The organism is Plantactinospora soyae, assembly GCF_014874095.1.
GTDB lineage: Bacteria > Actinomycetota > Actinomycetes > Mycobacteriales > Micromonosporaceae > Plantactinospora > Plantactinospora soyae.
On sequence record NZ_JADBEB010000001.1, the window covers coordinates 4,369,317 to 4,388,720 of the forward strand.

Annotated in this window: 16 protein-coding genes; 10 read left to right on the forward strand and 6 right to left on the reverse strand. The window is 69.8% G+C overall.

The genetic code is table 11. From position 1 onward, the window contains the following. Nucleotides 1-60 precede the first annotated feature (60 nt). Complete coding sequence (locus H4W31_RS19555) at nt 61-1,530, reverse strand: Ig domain-containing protein (protein WP_225945598.1); 1,470 nt, start codon at nt 1,528-1,530, stop codon at nt 61-63. Between the two features lie 34 nt (nt 1,531-1,564). Here H4W31_RS19555 and H4W31_RS19560 point away from each other — a divergent pair, with 34 nt between their 5' ends. Beyond that, on the forward strand, nt 1,565-1,711 hold the full coding sequence (locus tag H4W31_RS19560) for a hypothetical protein (RefSeq protein ID WP_192767980.1): 147 nt from the start codon (nt 1,565-1,567) through the stop codon (nt 1,709-1,711). 353 nt (nt 1,712-2,064) lie between these two features. Further along, entirely contained in the window at nt 2,065-2,433 is a 369-nt protein-coding gene (locus H4W31_RS19565) for a cupin domain-containing protein (RefSeq protein WP_192767981.1), read from the forward strand. A gap of 234 nt (nt 2,434-2,667) precedes the next feature. On the opposite strand, the gene H4W31_RS19570 is transcribed toward H4W31_RS19565, so the two are convergent. Then, nucleotides 2,668-3,093 (reverse strand): hypothetical protein, encoded by a 426-nt coding sequence (locus tag H4W31_RS19570; protein ID WP_192767982.1) that lies wholly within the window; start codon nt 3,091-3,093, stop codon nt 2,668-2,670. Nucleotides 3,094-3,243: 150 nt separating this feature from the next. On the opposite strand from H4W31_RS19570, the gene H4W31_RS19575 reads away from it, so the two are divergent. The 6 genes from H4W31_RS19575 (at nt 3,244) to H4W31_RS19600 (ending at nt 9,230) form a co-directional block, all read left to right on the forward strand. Continuing rightward, on the forward strand, nt 3,244-3,894 hold the full coding sequence (locus tag H4W31_RS19575) for a DUF998 domain-containing protein (protein WP_192767983.1): 651 nt from the start codon (nt 3,244-3,246) through the stop codon (nt 3,892-3,894). Between the two features lie 33 nt (nt 3,895-3,927). Further along, nucleotides 3,928-4,299 (forward strand): YciI family protein, encoded by a 372-nt coding sequence (locus H4W31_RS19580; protein WP_192767984.1) that lies wholly within the window; start codon nt 3,928-3,930, stop codon nt 4,297-4,299. Between the two features lie 64 nt (nt 4,300-4,363). After that, entirely contained in the window at nt 4,364-5,602 is a 1,239-nt protein-coding gene (locus tag H4W31_RS19585; RefSeq protein WP_192767985.1) for an RNA polymerase sigma factor, read from the forward strand. A gap of 506 nt (nt 5,603-6,108) precedes the next feature. Then, nucleotides 6,109-6,624: a putative immunity protein gene (locus H4W31_RS19590; RefSeq protein WP_192767986.1), complete on the forward strand. Its 516-nt coding sequence runs from the start codon at nt 6,109-6,111 to the stop codon at nt 6,622-6,624. A gap of 373 nt (nt 6,625-6,997) precedes the next feature. Further along, nucleotides 6,998-8,020, forward strand: a complete 1,023-nt coding sequence (locus H4W31_RS19595; RefSeq protein ID WP_192767987.1) for a hypothetical protein — start codon at nt 6,998-7,000, stop codon at nt 8,018-8,020. Between the two features lie 19 nt (nt 8,021-8,039). Continuing rightward, a complete protein-coding gene (locus tag H4W31_RS19600; RefSeq protein ID WP_192767988.1) occupies nt 8,040-9,230 on the forward strand; it encodes an amidohydrolase family protein in 1,191 nt (396 codons plus the stop codon). Between the two features lie 349 nt (nt 9,231-9,579). Here H4W31_RS19600 and H4W31_RS19605 read toward each other — a convergent pair whose 3' ends face one another. Then, nucleotides 9,580-10,869, reverse strand: a complete 1,290-nt coding sequence (locus H4W31_RS19605; protein WP_192767989.1) for a hypothetical protein — start codon at nt 10,867-10,869, stop codon at nt 9,580-9,582. 251 nt (nt 10,870-11,120) lie between these two features. Between H4W31_RS19605 and H4W31_RS19610 the strand changes: the two genes are divergently transcribed. Together H4W31_RS19610 and H4W31_RS19615 are read left to right on the forward strand one after the other, a co-directional pair. Continuing rightward, nucleotides 11,121-13,394: a HelD family protein gene (locus tag H4W31_RS19610; RefSeq protein WP_318783277.1), complete on the forward strand. Its 2,274-nt coding sequence runs from the start codon at nt 11,121-11,123 to the stop codon at nt 13,392-13,394. A gap of 310 nt (nt 13,395-13,704) precedes the next feature. Continuing rightward, nucleotides 13,705-14,859, forward strand: coding sequence for a serine hydrolase domain-containing protein (locus tag H4W31_RS19615; RefSeq protein ID WP_318783278.1), 1,155 nt, complete (start codon nt 13,705-13,707; stop codon nt 14,857-14,859). 95 nt (nt 14,860-14,954) lie between these two features. Here the strand turns inward: H4W31_RS19615 and H4W31_RS19620 are convergent, their stop codons facing one another. The 3 genes from H4W31_RS19620 to H4W31_RS19630 all read right to left on the reverse strand — a co-directional run bounded on the left by H4W31_RS19620 (nt 14,955) and on the right by H4W31_RS19630 (nt 19,263). Next, nucleotides 14,955-16,196, reverse strand: a complete 1,242-nt coding sequence (locus H4W31_RS19620; RefSeq protein WP_192767991.1) for a serine hydrolase domain-containing protein — start codon at nt 16,194-16,196, stop codon at nt 14,955-14,957. Between the two features lie 131 nt (nt 16,197-16,327). Beyond that, a complete protein-coding gene (locus H4W31_RS19625) occupies nt 16,328-16,810 on the reverse strand; it encodes a hypothetical protein (RefSeq protein WP_192767992.1) in 483 nt (160 codons plus the stop codon). Between the two features lie 170 nt (nt 16,811-16,980). Then, complete coding sequence (locus H4W31_RS19630) at nt 16,981-19,263, reverse strand: ATP-binding protein (RefSeq protein WP_192767993.1); 2,283 nt, start codon at nt 19,261-19,263, stop codon at nt 16,981-16,983. Between the last annotated feature and the right edge of the window lie 141 nt (nt 19,264-19,404).

The window sequence follows — 19,404 nt, forward strand, 5'->3', positions numbered from 1 at the left end:
CCGGTTGACGACCACAGCGACCACCCCTCCGAACTGTCATGAACCGTGCCGGGTGCCTGGTCAGCGCGCGACGATCTGGAAGGTCCTGGTCACCGGCGTGCTCAGCCGGTCGTAGTCGCGCAGCTCGACCGTGAAGGAGTAGGACCCGGCCGCCGTCGGGGTGCCGCTGAGGACACCGGTGAACCGGTTGAGAGTGAGACCGGGCGGCAGGGCGCCGGAGGTCACCCGCCAGTCGTAGAAGGGCACCCCGCCCTTGGCCGTCAGCACCTGCTGGTACGCCTGAGCCACCGTCGCCGCCGGCACGCTCGCGGTCACGATCGAGGGCTTCAGGAACGGCGTGAGCTCACGGTTCAGCGTCCAACCCGCGTTCTCCGCGATCAGCAGCGCCAGTTTGGTCAGCATCCACCGGCGGGTCGGGAACAGGTGCGTCCATCCCCCGCTCTGGCCGCTGATCCGGTCCCAGTTCGGCGCGCTGCCCGGAACGTGGTAGCTGCTGTCCAGCGGTACGGCGCGGCCCTGGTAGGCGATGACGTCCTGGTCGTTGGCCCCGCTGGTGGCGACGTAGTTGCGCATACCGGCCCAGTCGCTGTGGAAGGCGACGGCGTGGCCGTACTCGTGCATCACCAGGCCGTGCACGTCGAGCACCGACCCGGTGATGGTGGTCCTGTACCAGTCCTCGTCGGCGAGCGAGGTGAACAGCTGCTTGCCCGCCTCGTCGTACTCGAAGATCATCGCGGTGGACCGGTGCAGCGGGCCGGCGACCTGCTGGCCGTTCCGGGTGTGGTACCGGCCGTTGCGCGCGGGGTAGCCGGTGGAGTACGGCGTCTGGATCCCGCGGAAATACACGTACATGCCGTTGTACGCCACCTCGTTGGTGACGTTGACGGTGTTCTGCCAGTCGTTGCCCGGCAGGTGGTTCGGTTCAGCGCCCGCCGCGACGGTGTCGAACGGTGCCAGGTCGAAGAACCGGAACCAGTCCTTGACCCCCTCCTCGGCCGCGGTCCGCATGTTCGGATCGTTGAAGTACCTGGTGATGTTGTCGTACCGGTAGTCAAAGGTGATCGGGATGCGGGGCTCCAGCGCGGTCTTCTCGTCCTGCTGCACCAGGATCGGCATGGTCTGGGAGGTGGTGCTGTTCGCCTCGCGCGTGGTGAGCCGCAGGGTGTGCTGCTCGTCCGCGCCCGGCCCCCGCCTGGAGTGGATCGCCAACTTGAAGGTCCTGCTCTCGGCGGCGTTCGCGAAGGTCAGCCGCTTGGTCGCACCCGTCGCCGACAGCTGGCTCGGTAGGTCCATCATCAGCCGGGACGTGCCCTCGGCCTGCAGGTCGACGGTGACCGGGAACGTCGCGTCCTGCGGCGGCCGCACGGTGAGTTCGACGTACGGGTTGGCCAGATACCCCTGCCAGTCCACCAGCCTGACCCCATGGCCGTTGATCACCCGCCCGAACATGTCGATGACCTGCGGCGCCGACGCGGCGTTCGCCGGTGGGGCGAGCACCAGGGCCGCCGAAGCAACCAGACCCAGCCCCAAGGTCGATACCGATATACGACGTACTGTCCGTTCCATGGCTGACCTCGATTCTCAAAACCTCGTGACGTTTTTGTTGATGCCGTCGCGCCACCGGGCCAGTGCGGCCAGTGCGGGCCAGGTGAGTGGCCATCCCCAAGGCAGCGTGGCCACCGAAAACCTTTTCGTCAATAGACAGACATGAATTCCCAGGTTGTTGGGGGTCAGCCTCGGTCACCAGGCGCCAGCAACCGAAACATGAACTGCTGCGACGCCCGCCCGCCCCCCCCGCCTGGCGGCACGGCGGCACGGCCTACGCACATCGACATGGTCGGTCGTCGGCCGAGAAACCACCGGGCAACTCGACCGGTCGCCACGGGAGGCCGACCACGGAGCGTGACGACTTCGGCCGGTGCTCCGACCCGAATTCCGACGAGCACTGCGGATCGGGTCCCTTCGACTGTCGGCGCCTCCGACAGGTCCGGTGTGGCGCGATCGGCGGCCGATCAGAACGTGCCCGTGCCATTGGCGGCGAGCTCCAAGCGCTAGATTGTCGGAATGAACGACTTCGTGGTCCGTCGATGGGATCTGGATCATTACCCTGGTGATCAGGCGCCACCCCATGTGCATCACCGATCGGATGAGGCGTTCTGTGTCCTTCGTGGTCGCCTTGAGGTGCTCGTTGGTGGCGTCCGGCGGGTTCTCGAGCAGGGGGAACATGTGACCGTCCCGGCCGGGACCACCCATACCTTCGCCACCATCGACGCAGATGGCGCCCAAGTGCTTGTGGTAATGACACCTGAGGTGGACCAGCTGGTAACGGCGTTGCACGCTGCCTCGACGGACAAGGAGCGAGCCGTTGTCTGGGCCCGTTACAACTCGGAGGTAATGCAACTGCCGGGTCAGTTGGCCAACCGGGAATCCTGACCGACGACGTACTTCTCTCGACAGCCCCGGACGTCGGCCGAGACCGGAGGTCGGCCACGGAGCGTGATGGCTCCGGCTGGTGGCGGCGCGCATGGACGGCGGCAGGTGGATTGTCGATGAGAGCGTCAGCGTCTGACCGGCTTGGGAGCGACGCGGGCAAGAACTGTCGGAGCGCAGTGTCTCCTCGAGGAGACACTGCGCTCCAGCCGCTCGGGTCGGTGCGGCTTTCCGATCTCAGATCCGGGTCATGGTGGAGGTGTAGCCGCCTCCGCCGGGGTAGATCCAATCGCCGGTGACCGTGGTGTCGTCGGTGCTGAATGTGCCCTCGTAGTAGGCCGGGCTGCCCTTCGCGCCGGCCCAGATGGTCAGCTTGTCGCCGACGAGTTCGTAGACGTAGTCGAAGGTGTTGCCGGCCGCGTCGTAGAACCGTGACATCACGTCCGCGCCGACCGGCTCACCGAACGGGTGCAGGTTGCCGATGACCTCCAGACCGGTGACGGGTTGGCCGAACTGGCTCAGTTCGACGTGCTGGAGCAGGAAGAATCGGCCGGCCATCCACTCGTACCGCACGGTCCCCTCGGCGCCGCCGGTCACCGACCAGGTGCCGACCAGACGGTCCAGGGCCCTCAGTTCGGCGCTCGGCTGGGTGTTCTCAGACATCGTGTCCTCCTCGGTGGGTGTACGCCGGTACCTCGGAGGTGACATCCGGGCTTTGACCTCGGCATCGTGTGACCCAGCTCGCATTCTCCGAACGTCAAGGTTCGCGGTGCGGCCACGAGGTAGCGGCAAGCACCCACCAAGGAGGAAGTCATGGCCACCATCGCCGCCACCGTTCCCGCGGGCCGCCGCTCGTCCGACCGCCTGCTCCTCGCCGGCGGCCTCGCCGGACCGGTCTTCTTCGCCTCGGCCGTGACGCAGATGCTCACGCGCGAGGGCTACGACATCACGCGGCACCCGATCAGCCAGTTGGCCACCGGAGGTCTCGGCTGGATCCAGATCACCACGTTCGTGCTCGCCGGCCTCGGCGGGATCGCCCTCGCCGTCGGTGTCCGACGCGCGCTCACCGAGGGAACCGGCCGGCGTGTGGTGCCGATCTTCGTCGGGATCTTCGGTGCCGGGCTCATCGCGGCCGGGGTATTCCCGATGGATCCCGAGTACGGCTTTCCGGTAGGGACCCCCGAGGGGCCGGTCGGCGAGATGTCCTGGCACAGCATCGCGCACTCGGCGGCGGCCGCCATCGCCTTCACCGCGCTGGCCGTCGCCGCCATTGTGCTGACCATCAGGCACGTCCGCCGTCGGGCCGCCCTGCCGGCGGTGCTGAACGGCCTCGCCGCGCTCATCCTGCTGATGCCGATGTCGCCGAGTCGCATGAGCATCCAGATCGCCGTGAACGGCCTGGTCGCCTTTACCTGGACGACGGTCGTCGCCCTCTCCCTGCGCCGATCGAGCCGATCGGCGTAACGTGATCCGAGCCCCGCGAACGCAAGGATGATCATGAAGTATCTGCTGCTCAGCTACACGCCGGCCGCCGCCTGGGACGCCGCGACCGCCGACACCCCGTCCGAGGAGGCGCTGGCCGCGTTCGCCGCGTACCAGCGGTTCGAGCAGGAGCTGATCGAGACCGGCGAGTTCGTCAGCAGCGAGGGACTCGGTCACCCGGCGGTCAGCACCACGGTCCGCAAGACCCCGACCGGCGTGGTGGCCACCGACGGCCCATTCGTCGAGCTCAAGGAGGTCCTGGCCAGCTTCGCGGTGATCGACGTGGGCAACCAGGAGCGCGCCGTCGAAATCGTCTCGCGGATGGTCGAGGTTCTGGGCGAGCCGATGGAGATCCGGCCGATTATGGGCGCGGACTTCGCGGCATGACCCGCCGCATCCAGCGTCGGCGGACGGCGGCAGATTGGGAGGGCACACGAACGGCAGCACCGGCGTGACGCCGGACGTCGAGCACCTGCTGCGCACCGAGGCACCGCAGGTCCTCGGCGCGCTGGTGCGGCGCTTCGGTCACTTCGATATCGCCGAGGACGCGGTACAGGAGGCACTGCTCGTCGCGAGCCGGGCCTGGCCGACGGACGGCGTGCCGGAGAACCCGCGCAGCTGGCTGATCCGGATCGGGTACCGGCGGATGGTCGACCTGCTCCGCACCGACCAGGCCCGACGCCGCCGCGAGCGGCACGCCGGCATGAGCGAGCTGGCGATGCGGGACCCGACCCGCCAGGCAGATCCTGCGCTGGAGACCGACGACAGCCTCACGCTCCTGCTGCTGTGCTGTCACCCCACGCTGAGCCCCACCTCCCAGGTGGCGCTCACGCTGCGCGCGGTCGGCGGCCTGACGACCACGGAGATCGCACACGCGCATGGGACGACCGAGAACACCATGGGCGCCCGGATCAGCCGCGCCAAGCAGCAACTGGCCCGCGCCGGCGCCCGGTTCACCCCGCCCACCGACGCCGACCGCGACAGCCGGATGAACGCCGTCATGCAGGTGCTCTACCTGATCTTCAACGAGGGCTACACCGCCTCCACCGGAGACGAACTCACCCGCGTGGACCTGACCCGCGAGGCAATCCGGCTGACCCGCATGCTCCACGACTGTCTGCCGGACGACCCCGAGGTGACCGGGCTGCTCGCCCTGATGCTGCTCACCGAGTCGCGGCGCGCTGCCCGTACCGAGGGCGACGAGCTGGTGCCGCTGGACGAGCAGGATCGGACACGGTGGGATCCCGAGCTGATCCGCGAGGGCACCGAGCTCATCGACAGCGTCTGGCGGCGGCGCGAGGTCGGCACGTACCAGCTGCAGGCGGCGATCGCGGCCGTGCACGCCGCGGCCGCGTCGCCGGACCAGACGGACTGGCCGCAGATCGCGGCCCTGTACCTGGGACTGGAACGGCTCAGTCCGACCGCGCCGGTACGGCTGAGCCGGGTGGTCGCCGTCGCGCACGCGTACGGGCCGGGCCGAGGGCTGGCCCTGCTCGACGACCTCAACCGGGGCTACCACCTGGACGAGGAACCGCTGACCCGGCAACGCGAACGCGCGATCCGCGCACATCTGCTCGAGATGACCGGTGACATGGCCGGCGCGGCGGCGCGGTACCGCGAAGCAGCCGCCCTAACCCAGAACCAGGTCGAACAGCGGTACCTCCGACGCCGAGCCCACCGCCTCGGCTGACTCTGAGGGCTCCGGCGGCTACGGCGCCGGCCTGGCCCGGCATCGTTGGCCGGTGACCGCACATCGGCTGCGGAAGTGGGCACGTGATCAAGGGTGGTGGTCGGGGGTCGGGAGAGCGGTGTTTGCCCGCCTCCTGTCTCTTCGCGCCGGCGACCGATGCGCTGTGGGTGACCCCTCGATTGAGGGTTTCCGAGACAGGTGAGCGAGGAATTGGTCGCAGAGCCTCCACCGGACGTTCAAGGATAGGATTCATGGATATGGCGCAGAGCGGGCAGACCGGGTCCGGGGACTTCGACCTGACGGGGATGCCCTGCTGGGATGGTCGCGGCTGCGTACGGCACCGGCGCTGATCGACGTGCTCCGCCGCTACCCGCCGCGACAAGCGTCAGCAATCGTGTCGCCCCACTGATGAGCACTCTGGACCATCCTCCGCACCAGGCGGCTGACCGGCCGCCAGGGCGTACCGCACTGAGTCGCGCCGACACGCGCAGAAGGGAGCACCGGTCATGATTCTCCCGAAGATCCGGGATCCTCGCTTCGTGACGATCCGCCGTGGGGGGACTCTCACTGATGCCGATCACCGTCTCCTCGCGCTATGGGCTGCCTCGTGTGCGGAGCACGTCCTTGGCCTCTTCGAGTCGACCCAGCCTGGGGACCCGCGACCGCGCCACGCGATCGAGCATGCCCGAGCCTGGGTGCGCGGCGAGGTCAAGATGATGCAGGCTCGCGCGGCGGGCGGCCATGCGATGGGAGCAGCCAGGGACCTGCGTGGGGCAGCACGACATGCCGCGTACGCCGCTGGCCAGGCCGGGGTCGTCGCCCACGTCGCCGCACACGAGCTCGGCGCGGCCGCGTACGCGATCAAGGCCGCACGTGCGGCGGCACCGGAAGGCCAGAGCGAGGCCGCAGGGCGACTCGAGTGTCAGTGGCAGCGCGATCAGCTCCCGGAGGCGATCCGCGAACTCGTACTTGATGACCAGAGGTTGCGCAACAGCATCTGCTGGTCGGTGTTCGACTGTTGAGGCCGAACATTGCCCCGACCGCGCGTTGACCGCGGCTGATGAACGTGCCCACTGCCGAAGTGCGTCGCGCGCCTACAGTCCGCGTACCTCAAGCACCCGCCTGTGCGATCGCATCCCACGGTAGCCGTCGATGGGCCGCCCCCCGGGTGAGTGCAGGGTGAGTCCGGGGCGTGTGGGGTGCTGCGGGCCGGCACTGCGCTCCCCCGGGCAGTGGATGGGGGTCTCGCCGGTGGGCTGCCACTTCCCTCTTGCGGGGGAGAGGATTCACCTCCTACCGGGAGGTGACGCAATTCGACGGAGTGGATGGTGGGCCCTGTGACCGTCAACCGACTCGTACGGAGCCGAGTACTCGGCTCCATCAACGGGAACCGACATGAACGCTGATGTTCCGGGCCGGTCCACAGCTGTCGCCTGCGGGCAGGGGAGCAGGTTCCAGCTCTTCGCAGTGGCGTGGCAGACCGCGTACGCGCTGGTCCATCTGTGGTGGGTCGTCGGTGGTGCACCACGATTTCTGATGGGCAGGGAATCCTACTTCCCCGGCGGCTGGGTTCCCGTGGTCATTGCCGCGGTTGCCTTGCTCGGCTGCGCGGCCGTCGTAGTGGGCGCCGGTCGAGGACTGAGCGGCTCCGGTCACTACGTGCTCGCCGGTCTCAACGCCGCTGCGGGCGTCGCTCTGTGCGTGTACTCGTTCCTCTTTCCGGTCATCATCGTGTCGATTCTGTTCGAGGGCGGTGGCACCGACAAGGTGGTCAGCCTGCTGGCCACCGGCAGCGGTGCCGTTGGTGGCGTTTTCTGCCTGGTCATCGCCGCGAGCGAACGACGCCTGGCCACGCATCCTTGCAACTCCTGCGGGCGGGTCCACGGCCGGTCGCCGGAGCGCCGGGACGAGAAGTCTCCCGGCTGGGCCTATGCCGGCGCCTACCTTGCCGTCGGTGGGTTTCTGGCGCGAATGAGCGTTTGGTTGGACGACACGGTCGCGGGCCGGTGGCCATCGGCGGCGAGCAGGGCGAACGGATTCTCCTGGACCGCGATGGTGGTCTTCCTCGCGCTGATGGGTCTGGCCGGCACGATGCTGCCGCTGGCTCTGGCGCACCGCTGGGGCCGGCTCTGGCCGGCGTGGCTGGGTCCGCTGAGCGGGCGGCCGGTGCCCCGATGGCTGGTACTCGGCGTCGGGCTGTTCATCGGAGCGAGCCTGACCGCGTATTTCGGCATCGCCGGTATGACCGCCTGGATTCGCGGTGAGTTCGGTGGTCCGTTCCTGCCGTTGCTGCTGGAGATGGTGGGCTACACACTCTGGGGCGTCGGCCTGCTGGTGGCTTCCGCGTCGTACTTCACGCTGACCAGAGCTCCGTGTGCGCGGGGCGCCGCCAGTAGAGAGTTTGGCCGGAACGGTTGAGTTCAACGGGGGAGTGTCGATGACGAAGCATGCTGTCCGGGCGGCGCGGATGTTCGACGGTGAGCGGCTCGTGGACGGCGGGGTGCTGATCCTGCTGGACGGCGGACGCATCGCTGACGTACACCGGGGTTGGGCCGAGGCGCCGGAGGGCTGGCCGGTACGCGAGGAACTGGACGGCACCGTGCTGCCCGGCCTGGTCGACGCGCATGTGCACCTGTGCGCCGATGCCGGGCTCGACGCGCTCGGCCGGCTCGCCGAGCGTCCCGAGACGGACCTCGACGCGGTCGTCGAGGCGTCGCTGCGCACACACCTGGCGGCCGGCGTCACGACCGTCCGGGACCTGGGCGACCGGCGTGGCGCCGTGCTCCGGTGGCGGAACCGGGAGGTGCGCGACGACCTGCCAACGGTGGTGGGGTCGGGTCCGCCGGTCACCAGCGTCGGCGGGCACTGCTGGTCGATGGGGGGCGAGACGAGCGGCGTCGACGGGATCCGCGAGGCCGTGCGGCTGCGGAAGGTGGCCGGCGCCGACCTGGTGAAGGTCATGGCCAGCGGCGGGGTGTTCACCCCCGGCACCGACGTCACCCGGCCGCAGTTCACCGACCACGAGCTGACCGCCGCGGTGGCCCGGGCGCACGAACTGGGCCTGCCGGTGACCGCGCACGCGCACGCGCTCGGAGCGGTCGAGCAGGCGCTGCGCGTCGGGGTCGACGGCATCGAGCACTGCACGTGCGTGACCGCGACCGGCGCCCACGTCCCCGACGAGATCGCGAACGGCCTGGCCACGTCCGGGGTGGCGGTCTGTGCAACGCTCGGCACCGACCCGGCCGTGGTCACGCCGCCGGAGGTGGTGGCGATGGCCGCACGGGCAGGGCTGAGCGAGGCCGCGCTGCGCGACGGCGTCGCCACGCTGCACCGGGCCGGGGTCCGCCTGGTGGCCGGGTCGGACGCGGGTCTCGGCCCAGCGAAGCCGCACGGGATCCTGCCAGAGACGCTCGTCGAGTACGTCGCGTGCGGCATCCCCGCCACCGCCGTCCTCGCCGCGGCCACCTCCGTCGGTGCCGAGGTGTGTGGCCTTAAGCGGCGCAAGGGCCGGGTCCGACCCGGCCTCGACGCCGACCTACTGGTCGTGGACGGCGACCCGACGAGCGACATCACGGTCCTGCGCCGCCCCCTCGCCGTGTACCGCGCAGGCGACCTGGTGAGCAGATGACCGATTCCACAGGGTGGATGGTCGATGTCCTGAGCTACCGGAGAACACCGGATCACGGCCTCCGATGTGGCCGGGTGGTGTTCGTGGTCGCGGGCCGGCTCACGGTGGGTGGTGGCCGACCCCGAGATTGACCTGGGACCGTACCGGCGCGAACTGCTCTCGCTGCCGCCCCCGCCACCGCTCGGGAACCCGGTTCTGGCCTCTGAGGCGCGGTTTCGTGCGGCCCAGCCGGGCCGAGGAGGGGATTCGTGAATCCTTTTGCTCGCTGAGCACTCTTATGGGAGTGCTGGTCAGCCGGACCGGGAGCGTCGACCGTACCGGATGAGTCGCTCCCGGATCCCGCGAAGATCTACCCGGTGAAGCGGGCCTGGATGGCCGACGGGTGGGAGGCCTTCTGCCACACCAGCGCGAATTCGCCGGTGGGGCTGGCGGCGGCCGTGACGGTGCGGCCGTCTGGCGTGATCGTCTCCACCTGGCCGTGAGTGCCGTTGGCGGCCAAGGGCACGGCATGCACCTGCGACGTCTGCACCATCAGCCCCGGGTATTGCCATGCGACCAGGCCAGCGCCGGTGTCGTCGAGGGTGATCGACGGCCAGTCACCGGGGCCGAGCAGAGTGACCTGGCCGGGCGTTCCGGTGGCGGGGAAGCGCCGCAGGTATACCTCGCGGGAGTTGTCGGTGTCCCAGTTCCACCGGCCCCACACGAGCACCGATGTCCCGTCGTGGTCGGTGACGACCGACGAGTAGAAGGTGAGCCAGTGCGTGTCCGGCGTCGCCACGACGGCCGGCTCCAGTACCCCGTCGCGGCTGTAGCGCTGCAGGACGAGGCGTCCGTATCCGCTGTACGGGGTGATCCGGTAGGTGAGCACCGCGTCGCCCTCGGCGTCGAGGGCCATGTCGATCTGGCCGTAGCGGACGTCGGTGACCGGCGGGGCGATCTCTGTGCGGGCGGAGACGCCGTCGTCGGGCTCGATGCGCGCGGAGACGATTCGGTTGTAGTCCTCGGTCCAGACGACGAGCGCGGTGCCGTCGTCGGCGAACGTCGCGGTGGGCCCGTCGACGCCGCCCGGGCCGAGGGTCAGCTCGGGGCCGAGCGTGCCGTCGACGCCGAAGCGGCGGGCCTTCGCGACGTAGCTGGAGTCCACACTTTCCGTCCAGGTGACCAGGGCGGAGCCTGACCGGCTCACCGCCACCGACGGACTGATCGAGCTCCACCGCGTGATGAGCTGCGGTGGGCCGGCGATGCCGGCGGCCGACACCCGGGCGCCCGCGATGACGGAGTTCTGCACCCACACCACGGCCGCGTCACCGTCGTCGTCAACGGCGACTTTCGGCCACAACCCGGACGTCCCGGGTTCGGTGACAACCTGGATCGGCGTAAGCGCCCCGGCCTGTGTTCGCACCTGCACCTGTACCTGGTCGGTGCAGGCCGCGGCGTTGCCGTCGCATCCGGCCCAGGCGAGCAGCGCGTCGCCCTGCCGGTCGATCGCCACGGTGGGCTGGTCCTGCCCGGACCAGTTCGGTTGGGACACGGTCTGGATGGCGGTCCAGGCGGCGGCCGCCGGTGTCGCGGCCAGCGGCAGTACGCCTATGGCACCGACTGTGGCCGCCGCGACGGCGCGGATCAGCTTCGCTGGCAACAGATTCTCCCCGTGCACCGTTGTCCCCCTCGATCGAAGACCATCAGGCGATGCACGAATGATGGCACGGGTATGAGCCGTGCGCACGGTGAGGTGTTTGCCAGGGGTCCGGCGCCAGTACGTCAACCCGGTTGCCATGTTCATTGTACCGGCGAACCGGCCCGGACAAATCGGCCGGAATAATGATCCTTATCCCCTGACCTGTACATATTCTCGTCGGGACCCAAGCTCGCACTCACCCGGGGAGCACTGTGCCCGACGTCAGAGAACAGGAAATCGCAGCCGAGCAGCAGGTCGTCGACCGGGTGTACGAGCAGCTCGAAGGGATGCGAGCGCAGGCGAACGCGCTTGCCACCGAGGGGCACCGGAGGGCAGCGACCAGCTCGAACGCCGGATTGGTCGAGCGGGACGCGTTGGTCCACCTCGCGTCCGCGCAGCTGCGGGCGCTTGACGCCGAAGCGGAGGGCCTCGTGTTCGGCCGGCTCGACTTCGACGACGGCGAGACGTACCACATCGGGCGGCTGGGCGTGCGGGCCAATCGGGAACCACTCCTGGTCGACTGGCGGGCGCCGGCCGCCGAGCCCTTCTACCGGGCCACCTCGGGAGAGCCGCTCGGCGTGGTGCGTCGCCGGGTCATCATCTGTCGGGGCCCGAAGGTCATCGACCTCGACGACGACGTGCTGTCTCCCGACGACGTCGGCGACTTGCGCGTGCTCGGTGAGGGGGCGCTGCTGGCCGCGCTCCGCCGTTCCCGTGGCCCGCACATGCGTGACATCGTCACCACCATTCAGTCCGAACAGGACGCGGCGATTCGGGCGCCGGCGCGGGGCGTCACTGTCATCACCGGAGGGCCGGGGACCGGCAAGACCCAGGTTGCGCTGCATCGGGCGGCGTACCTGCTCTACACCGATCGGGCCCGGTTCACCGGCGGGCGCGTCCTGATGGTCGGCCCCTCGACGGTGTTCACCAGCTACATCAGCCGGGTCCTTCCCTCGCTCGGGGAGGACGGCGTGCACCTTCGCGCGCTCGGCGATCTGGTCGAGGGGGTGACCGCGACCCGCCGCGACCCGCCGGAGGTCGCCCGGATCAAGGGTAGCGACAGCATGCGGCAGGTGCTGATCGAGCTGATGTGGCAGACGCCGCCGGCGGCGCCGGATCGGTTGCGAGTCGTGTATGCGGGGCAGGTTCTGACACTCGGGGTGGACGACTTGGCGGACGCACGCCGTCGGGTACGCGACCGGTGCGAAGCCACCGGCACTATGCCCAACGCCGCACGCGCGGCTACCGCCGCAATCCTCCTGAACGCCTTGTGGAGCAAGGCGGACGGCCCGCATCTCGACCGGCATCTGTTCGCCGACGACATCGGTGACCGCGGCGAGTTCCATCGATTCCTGCAGTCCTGGTGGCCCGCACTGACGCCGACAAAGGTGCTGATGTGGCTCGCCGACACCGCACGGGTGGTCGGCCTGGACGCCCGGGCGGCCGAAATGCTGGCCGGCTCGTACCAGGGTAGGCCCGACTGGTCCGTCGACGACGTGCCGTTGCTCGACGAGCTGACCGAACTGCTCGGCGACCTGCCCGCCGTCCCGAAGGCACCCGAACCGGAGTGGCGGCTGCGTGAACTGACCACTGGCACCCGGCATGTCGCAACCTTCGTCCTCAGTTGCGGTCTGCGCGACGGGTGGGAGCTGTACGCACCCGGACATCCGACCCCGATCGCCCTCGCGGGACCGACGATCGACAACGACGCGATCACCGCCGCACAACGCTGGGCCGAGACCGTCATCCTCCGGGAAGGACACCGGGTGATCAGTTGGACCGACGGCTTCGACCCGCATGGCGAGGAGGGTTACGTGCCCGTGCTGGCCGAGCCGCTGCCCGTCGAGGAAGTCGACGACGACTCACCTGCCGAGGAACCGTACCTGCACGTAATCCTCGACGAGGCGCAGGATCTGTCCCCGATGGAGGGTCGGGTGATCGCACGCCGCGCTGAGTACGCCTCGATGACCGTGGTCGGCGACTTCGGGCAGGCCACGCATCCGCTGGCAGCTGATTCGTGGCCGCGGTTGCTCGCCCGGCTGGGCAGGCGCGAGGCCCGGACGCTGGAACTGCCCACCGGATACCGACTGCCCAAGGTCATCGCGGACTACGCGACGCGGGTCCTCGCGCCCGGAATCGCCCCGACGCGCTCGTACCGGTCTGGCGGTACGGTGTCCGTGCGGCAGGTCGACGATCTGCACGCCGCAGTTCGGAAAGCGGTCCGGCAGGCTCCGGGCGACACGAGCATCGCTGTCATCGCCACCGACGGCGCGGCGGAGGAACTCGTCCCGTTGATCGATGTCGCCGTCGTACCAGCCAGCTTGGTCAAGGGCCTGGAGTACGACCATGTCATCGTGGTGGAACCAGCCGACATCGTGGCCGCCGAACCTCGTGGTCTGAACCGGCTGTACGTCGCGCTGACCCGAGCCGTCGCGGGTGTGGTCGTCCTTCACCAGCAGGCCCTGCCCGCCGCCCTGCACGACTGACGGATCGTTGCCGGCACACGGTTGGCAGCATCGTCGTGAACGACGCAATCTCGATCACGGCATGGAAACGGCAGGTCGGCCGTCGCACCTCAGGCGAGCCGGCGTCGCCATGTCGGGCATCATCACGTGTTCGCATCATCGCTGCCTGCGGGCCTGCCTGGGGGAAATCCCCCAACCGAAGACGGCCGTCAGCCGGCTCCCGCCCCGGCGACCGCGTGCCTAGCGTGATCTTCCGTAGGCACCGACGACGGAAGGAGTTCGGATGGGCGCACGTACCGCAGTCCGAAGGACGGTGAGATGGCGAAGGGTCGTGGCGGCCGCGACGGCTGGCGTGGTGCTGGCTTCGGCGGTCGGCGGTGGGGCCGGGTCGGCCGCGCCACCGGCTCTGGATCACCGGTCCACGGCCACCGTGCTGCAACACGGCCTCGACGATCTGCACGACCTCGGCGTATCCGGGACGCAGGGCCTGGTCCGCGACGGGAACCGGGTGACCGTGGCCCGCAGCGGCGTGGCCGACCTGGCCACCGGCAGGCCAATGTCGGTCGACGGGTACTTCCGGATCGGCAGCACCACGAAGACGTACGTGTCGGTGGTGCTGCTCCAGCTCGTCAGCGAGGGCCGGATCGGGCTGGACGACCCGATCGAACGCTGGCTGCCCGGCGTCCTCAACGGCAACGGCAACGACGGCCGGCACGTCACCGTACGCCAGCTCCTGCAGCACACCAGCGGCCTCTACGATTCCACCAACGACCTCGCCGCGCTGAGGTCGGCCGGCGAGTTCCTGGCGCACCGCTTCGACCACTACACCGAGGCGGAGCTGGTGGCGATCGCGATGCGCCACCCGCCGCTGTTCGCCGCCGGTACGCACTGGAGCTACTCGAACACCAACTACCTCGTGGCCGGGATGCTCATCAAACGGGTCACCGGACACCTGTGGCACACCGAGGTACGCTCCCGGATCCTGATGCCGCTGCACCTGACCCATACGTTCTACCCCGGCGACCGGCCGACCCTGCCCCAGCCCCACGCCGAGGGGTACCGGCAGTTCGAGCCCGGTGGGCCGCTGGTCGACACGACCGTCTTCAATCCGACCGTGACAGCCTCGGCCGGCGGCCTGGTCAGCACCACCGCTGACCTGGCCCGCTTCTGGCAGGCGATGGCGCGCGGCCAGCTGTTGCGGCCCGGACAGATGGCCGAACTGCACCAGACCGTGCTGGCCGATGGGTTTCAGGAGATCCGGCCGGGCATCCGCTACGGCCTGGGCATCATGTGGATACCCAACCGGTGCGGCGGCTCCTGGGCGCACGTCGGCTCCATGCCCGGAATGAGCACCCTCGCCGCGGTCACCCCGGACGGGCGCCGCTCGACGGTCTTGTACCTGGCCACCGAGCTGGCCGATCCGGGCCGGGCACGGGCGGTCATACAGCGGGAGATGGTACTGCTCGACGACCTGATCTGCGGCTGACAGGTATCGGGGGAAGATCGCGGATCCGTCGTTCCGGGGCCAGGGTCCCTGAATGAGAGCCCACCGAGGGGATCGCACCCTCGGTGGGCTCGCTGTCAGTCCTCGATTGCCTGGTAGGTCGTGGTCCAGAAGTCGTGGATAGCCCTTGCCGAGTCCGGGACGGACATCCCGACCTGGGTGAGCAGGATTCCGGTGAGCTGCTTGTCCGGGTCGGCGTAGGTCGTGGTGCCGCTTCCGCCGTCCCAGCCGAACTGGCCGATGGGCGCGTAGTCGCCACGGTAGGTACGCACTGCCATCCCGAAGCCCCAACTGCCGTGCTGCCCTTGGCCGTACGACAGATGGACGTTGTTGCGGGCCAGGGCATCCCGGGCGGCCTGCTGCTCCGAGGTGAGGCTGTTGGTGGTCATCAGCTCGACGGCGGGCCGGGAAAGGATCCGTTCGGTCCCGTGCATCCCGTGATTCAGCAGCATCTGGAAGTAGGCGTGGTAGTCGTCGACGGTGGACACCAGCCCACCGCCGCCGCCCTGGAACGCCGGAGGCTGGCTGCAGCGTCCCCCGCTGGCCTCGTCCCACACGGTGAACTCGCCGGTCTGCGGATCCGGGGCGTACAGGGGCGGCAGTCGGTGGATCTTGTCGGCGGGCACGTGGAAACCGGTGTCCTTCATGCCCAGCGGATCGAAGATGCGTTCACGCAGGAACGTCTCGAACGACTGGCCCGTGACCCGGGCGACGAGCACTCCGAGTACGTCGTTGCTGATGTGGTACTGCCAGCGCTCTCCGGGCTGGTACATCAGCGGAAGCCCGCCGAGGCGGCGCATCCACTCATCGGGCTCGGGCATCGGCTCCGGCAGATCGGGCGTGAGCCCCTGCTCGAAGATCGCACCCATGATCGGAGCGCCCAGCGCCGTCAGATCCATGCCGAGCCCGAACGTGGAGGTCAGCAGGTCCCGGACGGTGATCGGCCGCCGCGCCGGCACGGTGTCGTCCAGCGGGCCATCGATCCGGGTCAGCACTCGCCGGTCGGCGAGTTCGGGCAGCCACGGATCTACCGGGTCGTCCAGCCGCAGCCGGCACTCATCGAGCAGAACCATCACCGCCGCCATCGCGACCGGCTTGGACGTGGACGCCATCCGGAAGATCGTGTCCCGGCGCATCGGCTCGCCACCGTCATGACGCATCGTCCCGATCGCCTCGACGTGCGTCTCGCCGCCCCGGCTGACCAGAGCGACAAGTCCGGGAATCTTCCCGGACTCGACATGCCGGGCCAGCACGTCGCGCATTCTCTGCAGCCCTGGCCTGGAAAAGCCGGCCTGCTGGTCGGTGAGGGTGGTGGACATGGTCGTGTGCTCCTTCGATTGAACGGACGGATGGTGGAATGCGGTCCGGTTGGCACCCGGGTACCTGGATCGTTGAGGTCGGGTCGCTTGAGCGGCCTCCCGCGCCCCGGCGTCAATGGGAGAGCGGATTGTCAGCAGCCGAGCCGATCGGCGATCACGTTCAGCACCTGCCGCAGGTCGCGTGACATGCGGGCCCGCAGGCCGATCTCGGCGATCCCGGCCGCGAAGCCCGGATGGTCGGGGAGGACCCGGTGGACGCAATGGGTCACCCGGGTGCCTGCGGGGCAGGCGGTGGCGGTGTGCACTCCGGCGTACCAGCTCTGCACCGCCACCCTGGACCGGGCCCAGTCCACCTGGATCTGCGCCGGCTCCACCGGCCCGGCGAACTCGGCGTGGTAGGCGACGGTCCCGGACTCGGCCACGACGGTCATCGCTCCCTGGCGTGCCGCCGAAGCCCTGGCCAGTACCAGCAGGTTGTCATCGCCGACCCGCCCCTCGGCGACGCTGAGCAGGAGCGCGGTGACCGCCGCGACCGGCGCGCCGATCGTCTCCTGCACCTCCCAACGGGCGGGCAGCGCGTCCAGTTCGGCGAGCAGGGAAGGCGTCGTGTGCATGACGAAGAGCCTCGACGTGGCGGCCGGTCCGGGACAACCCGTGCCGTGCCTTCCGGGACGCGTGACATCCCACCGGTAACCGGCTGACCTGTGCTTTCACGTCCGCGGACGGCTGCTGCGCGGGTGTCCCGGGACGGGACGGGACACCCCCGCCACCCCCGGGGACAGGCTCAGGACGCCCGGGCCAGACGCGTACGCGCCGCCGACACCACATAGTCGATGCCGTGCGCGGTGCCGATGTCCAGCGCCGCCTGGAAGTGCCGCGCCGCAGCGTCCCGATCACCCGTGACCAGGCACGCCTCCGCGTACGGGAGGAGGCTGAGCACCACCCGATGGGGTTCACCGGCCCGTTCGAGAATGTGTACGGCCTCGGCGTGCCGGGCCGCCGCCTCCTCGGTGCGGCCGAGGTGGCGCAGGGCGACGGCGGCGTCGGTGAGGCTGGCCGCCTCGAGAATCGGGTGGCGGGTCACGCGGTTGAGTGCGACGGTCTGCTCGGCGAGGTCGAGGGCGGTCCGGGCGTCGCCCAGGCCGAGTGCCGCCCGGCCGAGCACTTCCAGGCACCAACGTTCCGTCTGCCGGTCCAGTCCGCGCGCGGTCTCGATCACCTCCGTGACGACCTGGCGGGCGTCGTCGTACTTTCCCAGCTGCACCAGCGCGAGGCCGAGGCCGGTACGCACCCGCACCAGGACGGCGGCCTCGCGGGGTGAGAGCAGCACGGTCGCCTGGTGCAGGAGCTCGACGGCACCTTCGGCGTCGGCCGTGTACAGCCGGATGTCCGCCAACTGCAGAAGCGTGAGAGCCTCGCTGATGACGTCGCCCTCCGCAGCCATCAGCACCCGGGCCGCCTCGAGCTCCGGCACCGCATCCGCCAACCGGCCGACCCGCAACAGCACGGCGCCCAGCAGGTACCGGTGCGAGGCGAGTACGCGACGATCGCCGAGCCTCTCTGCGGCGGGCATGCTGAGCTCGAGCCCGCGGCGCAGCTGCGCCGTGCCACCGCGACGCGCCTCGGAGATCGTCGCGAGCTGGGCGAGCCCGACCGCCGGCGCGTCGATGCGCAGCTCCACCGCCAGCGAGAACGCCGTTGTGAGGTTGACCCACTCGGTCTCCATCCAGTCGACGACCTTGTCGTAACCGGAGAGGTCGGGAAGCGCGGGAGGCGGCTGCGACACGATCACCGGCAGCGGGATGAGGATCTCGACCAGCTTCTTCACGGCCAGCATGCCGCTCAGGTAGTAGTCGGCGAGCCGGGTGATCGCGGGTACGGGGTCAAGCGCGGCATCGTCGGCGCGGGCGACCTGCCGCAGCAGGTCGTGCATCCGGTAGCGACCCGCCGCCGGCTCCTGGACCAGATGGGCGTCGACCAGGTCCTCCAGCAGGGCACGGGCGTTGGCCAGCGGGATCCCGGCCAGGGCAGCCGCACCGTACGCGTCGATGTCCTCGCCCGGCACCAGCCCCAGCAGCCCGAACATCCGCCGCTGGGCGGGATCGAGCTGCCGCAGCGACATCTCAAACACGTCCGACACCACCGGCCCGCCCTCGCGCAGCCGCTCCACCAGGGTGTCGAGCGTCCACGCGGGCCGGTGCCGCAGCCGCGCGGCGGCCACCCGGATCGCCAGCGGCAGGTTCCCGCACCGGCGCAGCACCTCGCCGACGTCACCCGGCCGAGCCCCACCCGCGGATTCGACGAACAGCTCGGCCGCCTCCTGGATCGGCAGGACGTCCAGCGAGATCGGCTGGACGCCGTCCAGCTCCACCATCCGCCGACGGCTTGTGATCACGACGAAGCTCTGGCCGGCGCCGGGCAGCAGGTCGCGTACGTGCTCGGCGTCGGCGGCGTTGTCCAGCAGCACGATCGCGCGCCGCGTCGCCAACTCCGACCGCCACAGCGCGGCCCGCTCGGCGACCCCGTCGGGAATCCTGCCGGGTGGCAACCCGAGCACGGCCAGCAGCACCCGCAGTGCCTCCGCGGGCTCCACCCGCTCCCGGCCCGGCGTGAACCCGTGCAGATCCAGGTAGAGCTGGCCACCGGGGAAGTCGGCGATCAGCAGGTGCGCGGCGTGTACGGCCAACGCGGACTTACCCACCCCGCCCATGCCGTCGATCGCCACCACCGACGTGTTCCGCGCGGCGCGGAGGAGGACGTCCAACTCCGCCCGGCGTCCAGTGAACGCGGTGATGTCGTGTGGCAGGTCGTTGCGTACCGTCGCAGTGGCGACCGTATCCGTCTGCGGCCCGTCCTTGGCCCGCTCCCACACCTCACGCAGTGGCCTGGGGTCTCGACCAGCCGCCCTGCAGAGCGCCACCACCGTCGGCCAGGGTGGAACGGCCTGGCCGGAGAAGTAGCGCGACAGCGAGGAGCTGCTGACGTGGATGTCGCGGGCGAGCTCGCGCAGACTCCGTCCGGTCAGCTCACGTAACTGCCGTAGCCGTCCCGCCAACTCCTCGCGCACTCTTGCCAGCCTTCCTCCAGCGTCACGCGCTGATCCTAGAGTGAGGGGGCCAAGGCCGGTGCCGGGCCGTCCCCGCATAGATCGCGGGCGTGCCTCGACCGACGGTGGGGCCACCGATCCGGGTACGCAGCCTCGATGCCC

Excerpts from the sequence above, each read along its gene's own strand:
- H4W31_RS19560 (WP_192767980.1), top strand. The coding sequence starts at position 1,565 with ATGGCTGACCTCGATTCTCAAAACCTCGTGACGTTTTTGTTGATGCCG.
- H4W31_RS19565 (WP_192767981.1), top strand. The coding sequence starts at position 2,065 with ATGAACGACTTCGTGGTCCGTCGATGGGATCTGGATCATTACCCTGGT.
- H4W31_RS19570 (WP_192767982.1), bottom strand. The coding sequence starts at position 3,093 with ATGTCTGAGAACACCCAGCCGAGCGCCGAACTGAGGGCCCTGGACCGT.
- H4W31_RS19575 (WP_192767983.1), top strand. The coding sequence starts at position 3,244 with ATGGCCACCATCGCCGCCACCGTTCCCGCGGGCCGCCGCTCGTCCGAC.
- H4W31_RS19580 (WP_192767984.1), top strand. The coding sequence starts at position 3,928 with ATGAAGTATCTGCTGCTCAGCTACACGCCGGCCGCCGCCTGGGACGCC.
- H4W31_RS19590 (WP_192767986.1), top strand. The coding sequence starts at position 6,109 with ATGATTCTCCCGAAGATCCGGGATCCTCGCTTCGTGACGATCCGCCGT.
- H4W31_RS19595 (WP_192767987.1), top strand. The coding sequence starts at position 6,998 with ATGAACGCTGATGTTCCGGGCCGGTCCACAGCTGTCGCCTGCGGGCAG.
- H4W31_RS19600 (WP_192767988.1), top strand. The coding sequence starts at position 8,040 with ATGACGAAGCATGCTGTCCGGGCGGCGCGGATGTTCGACGGTGAGCGG.
- H4W31_RS19620 (WP_192767991.1), bottom strand. The coding sequence starts at position 16,196 with ATGTCCACCACCCTCACCGACCAGCAGGCCGGCTTTTCCAGGCCAGGG.
- H4W31_RS19625 (WP_192767992.1), bottom strand. The coding sequence starts at position 16,810 with ATGCACACGACGCCTTCCCTGCTCGCCGAACTGGACGCGCTGCCCGCC.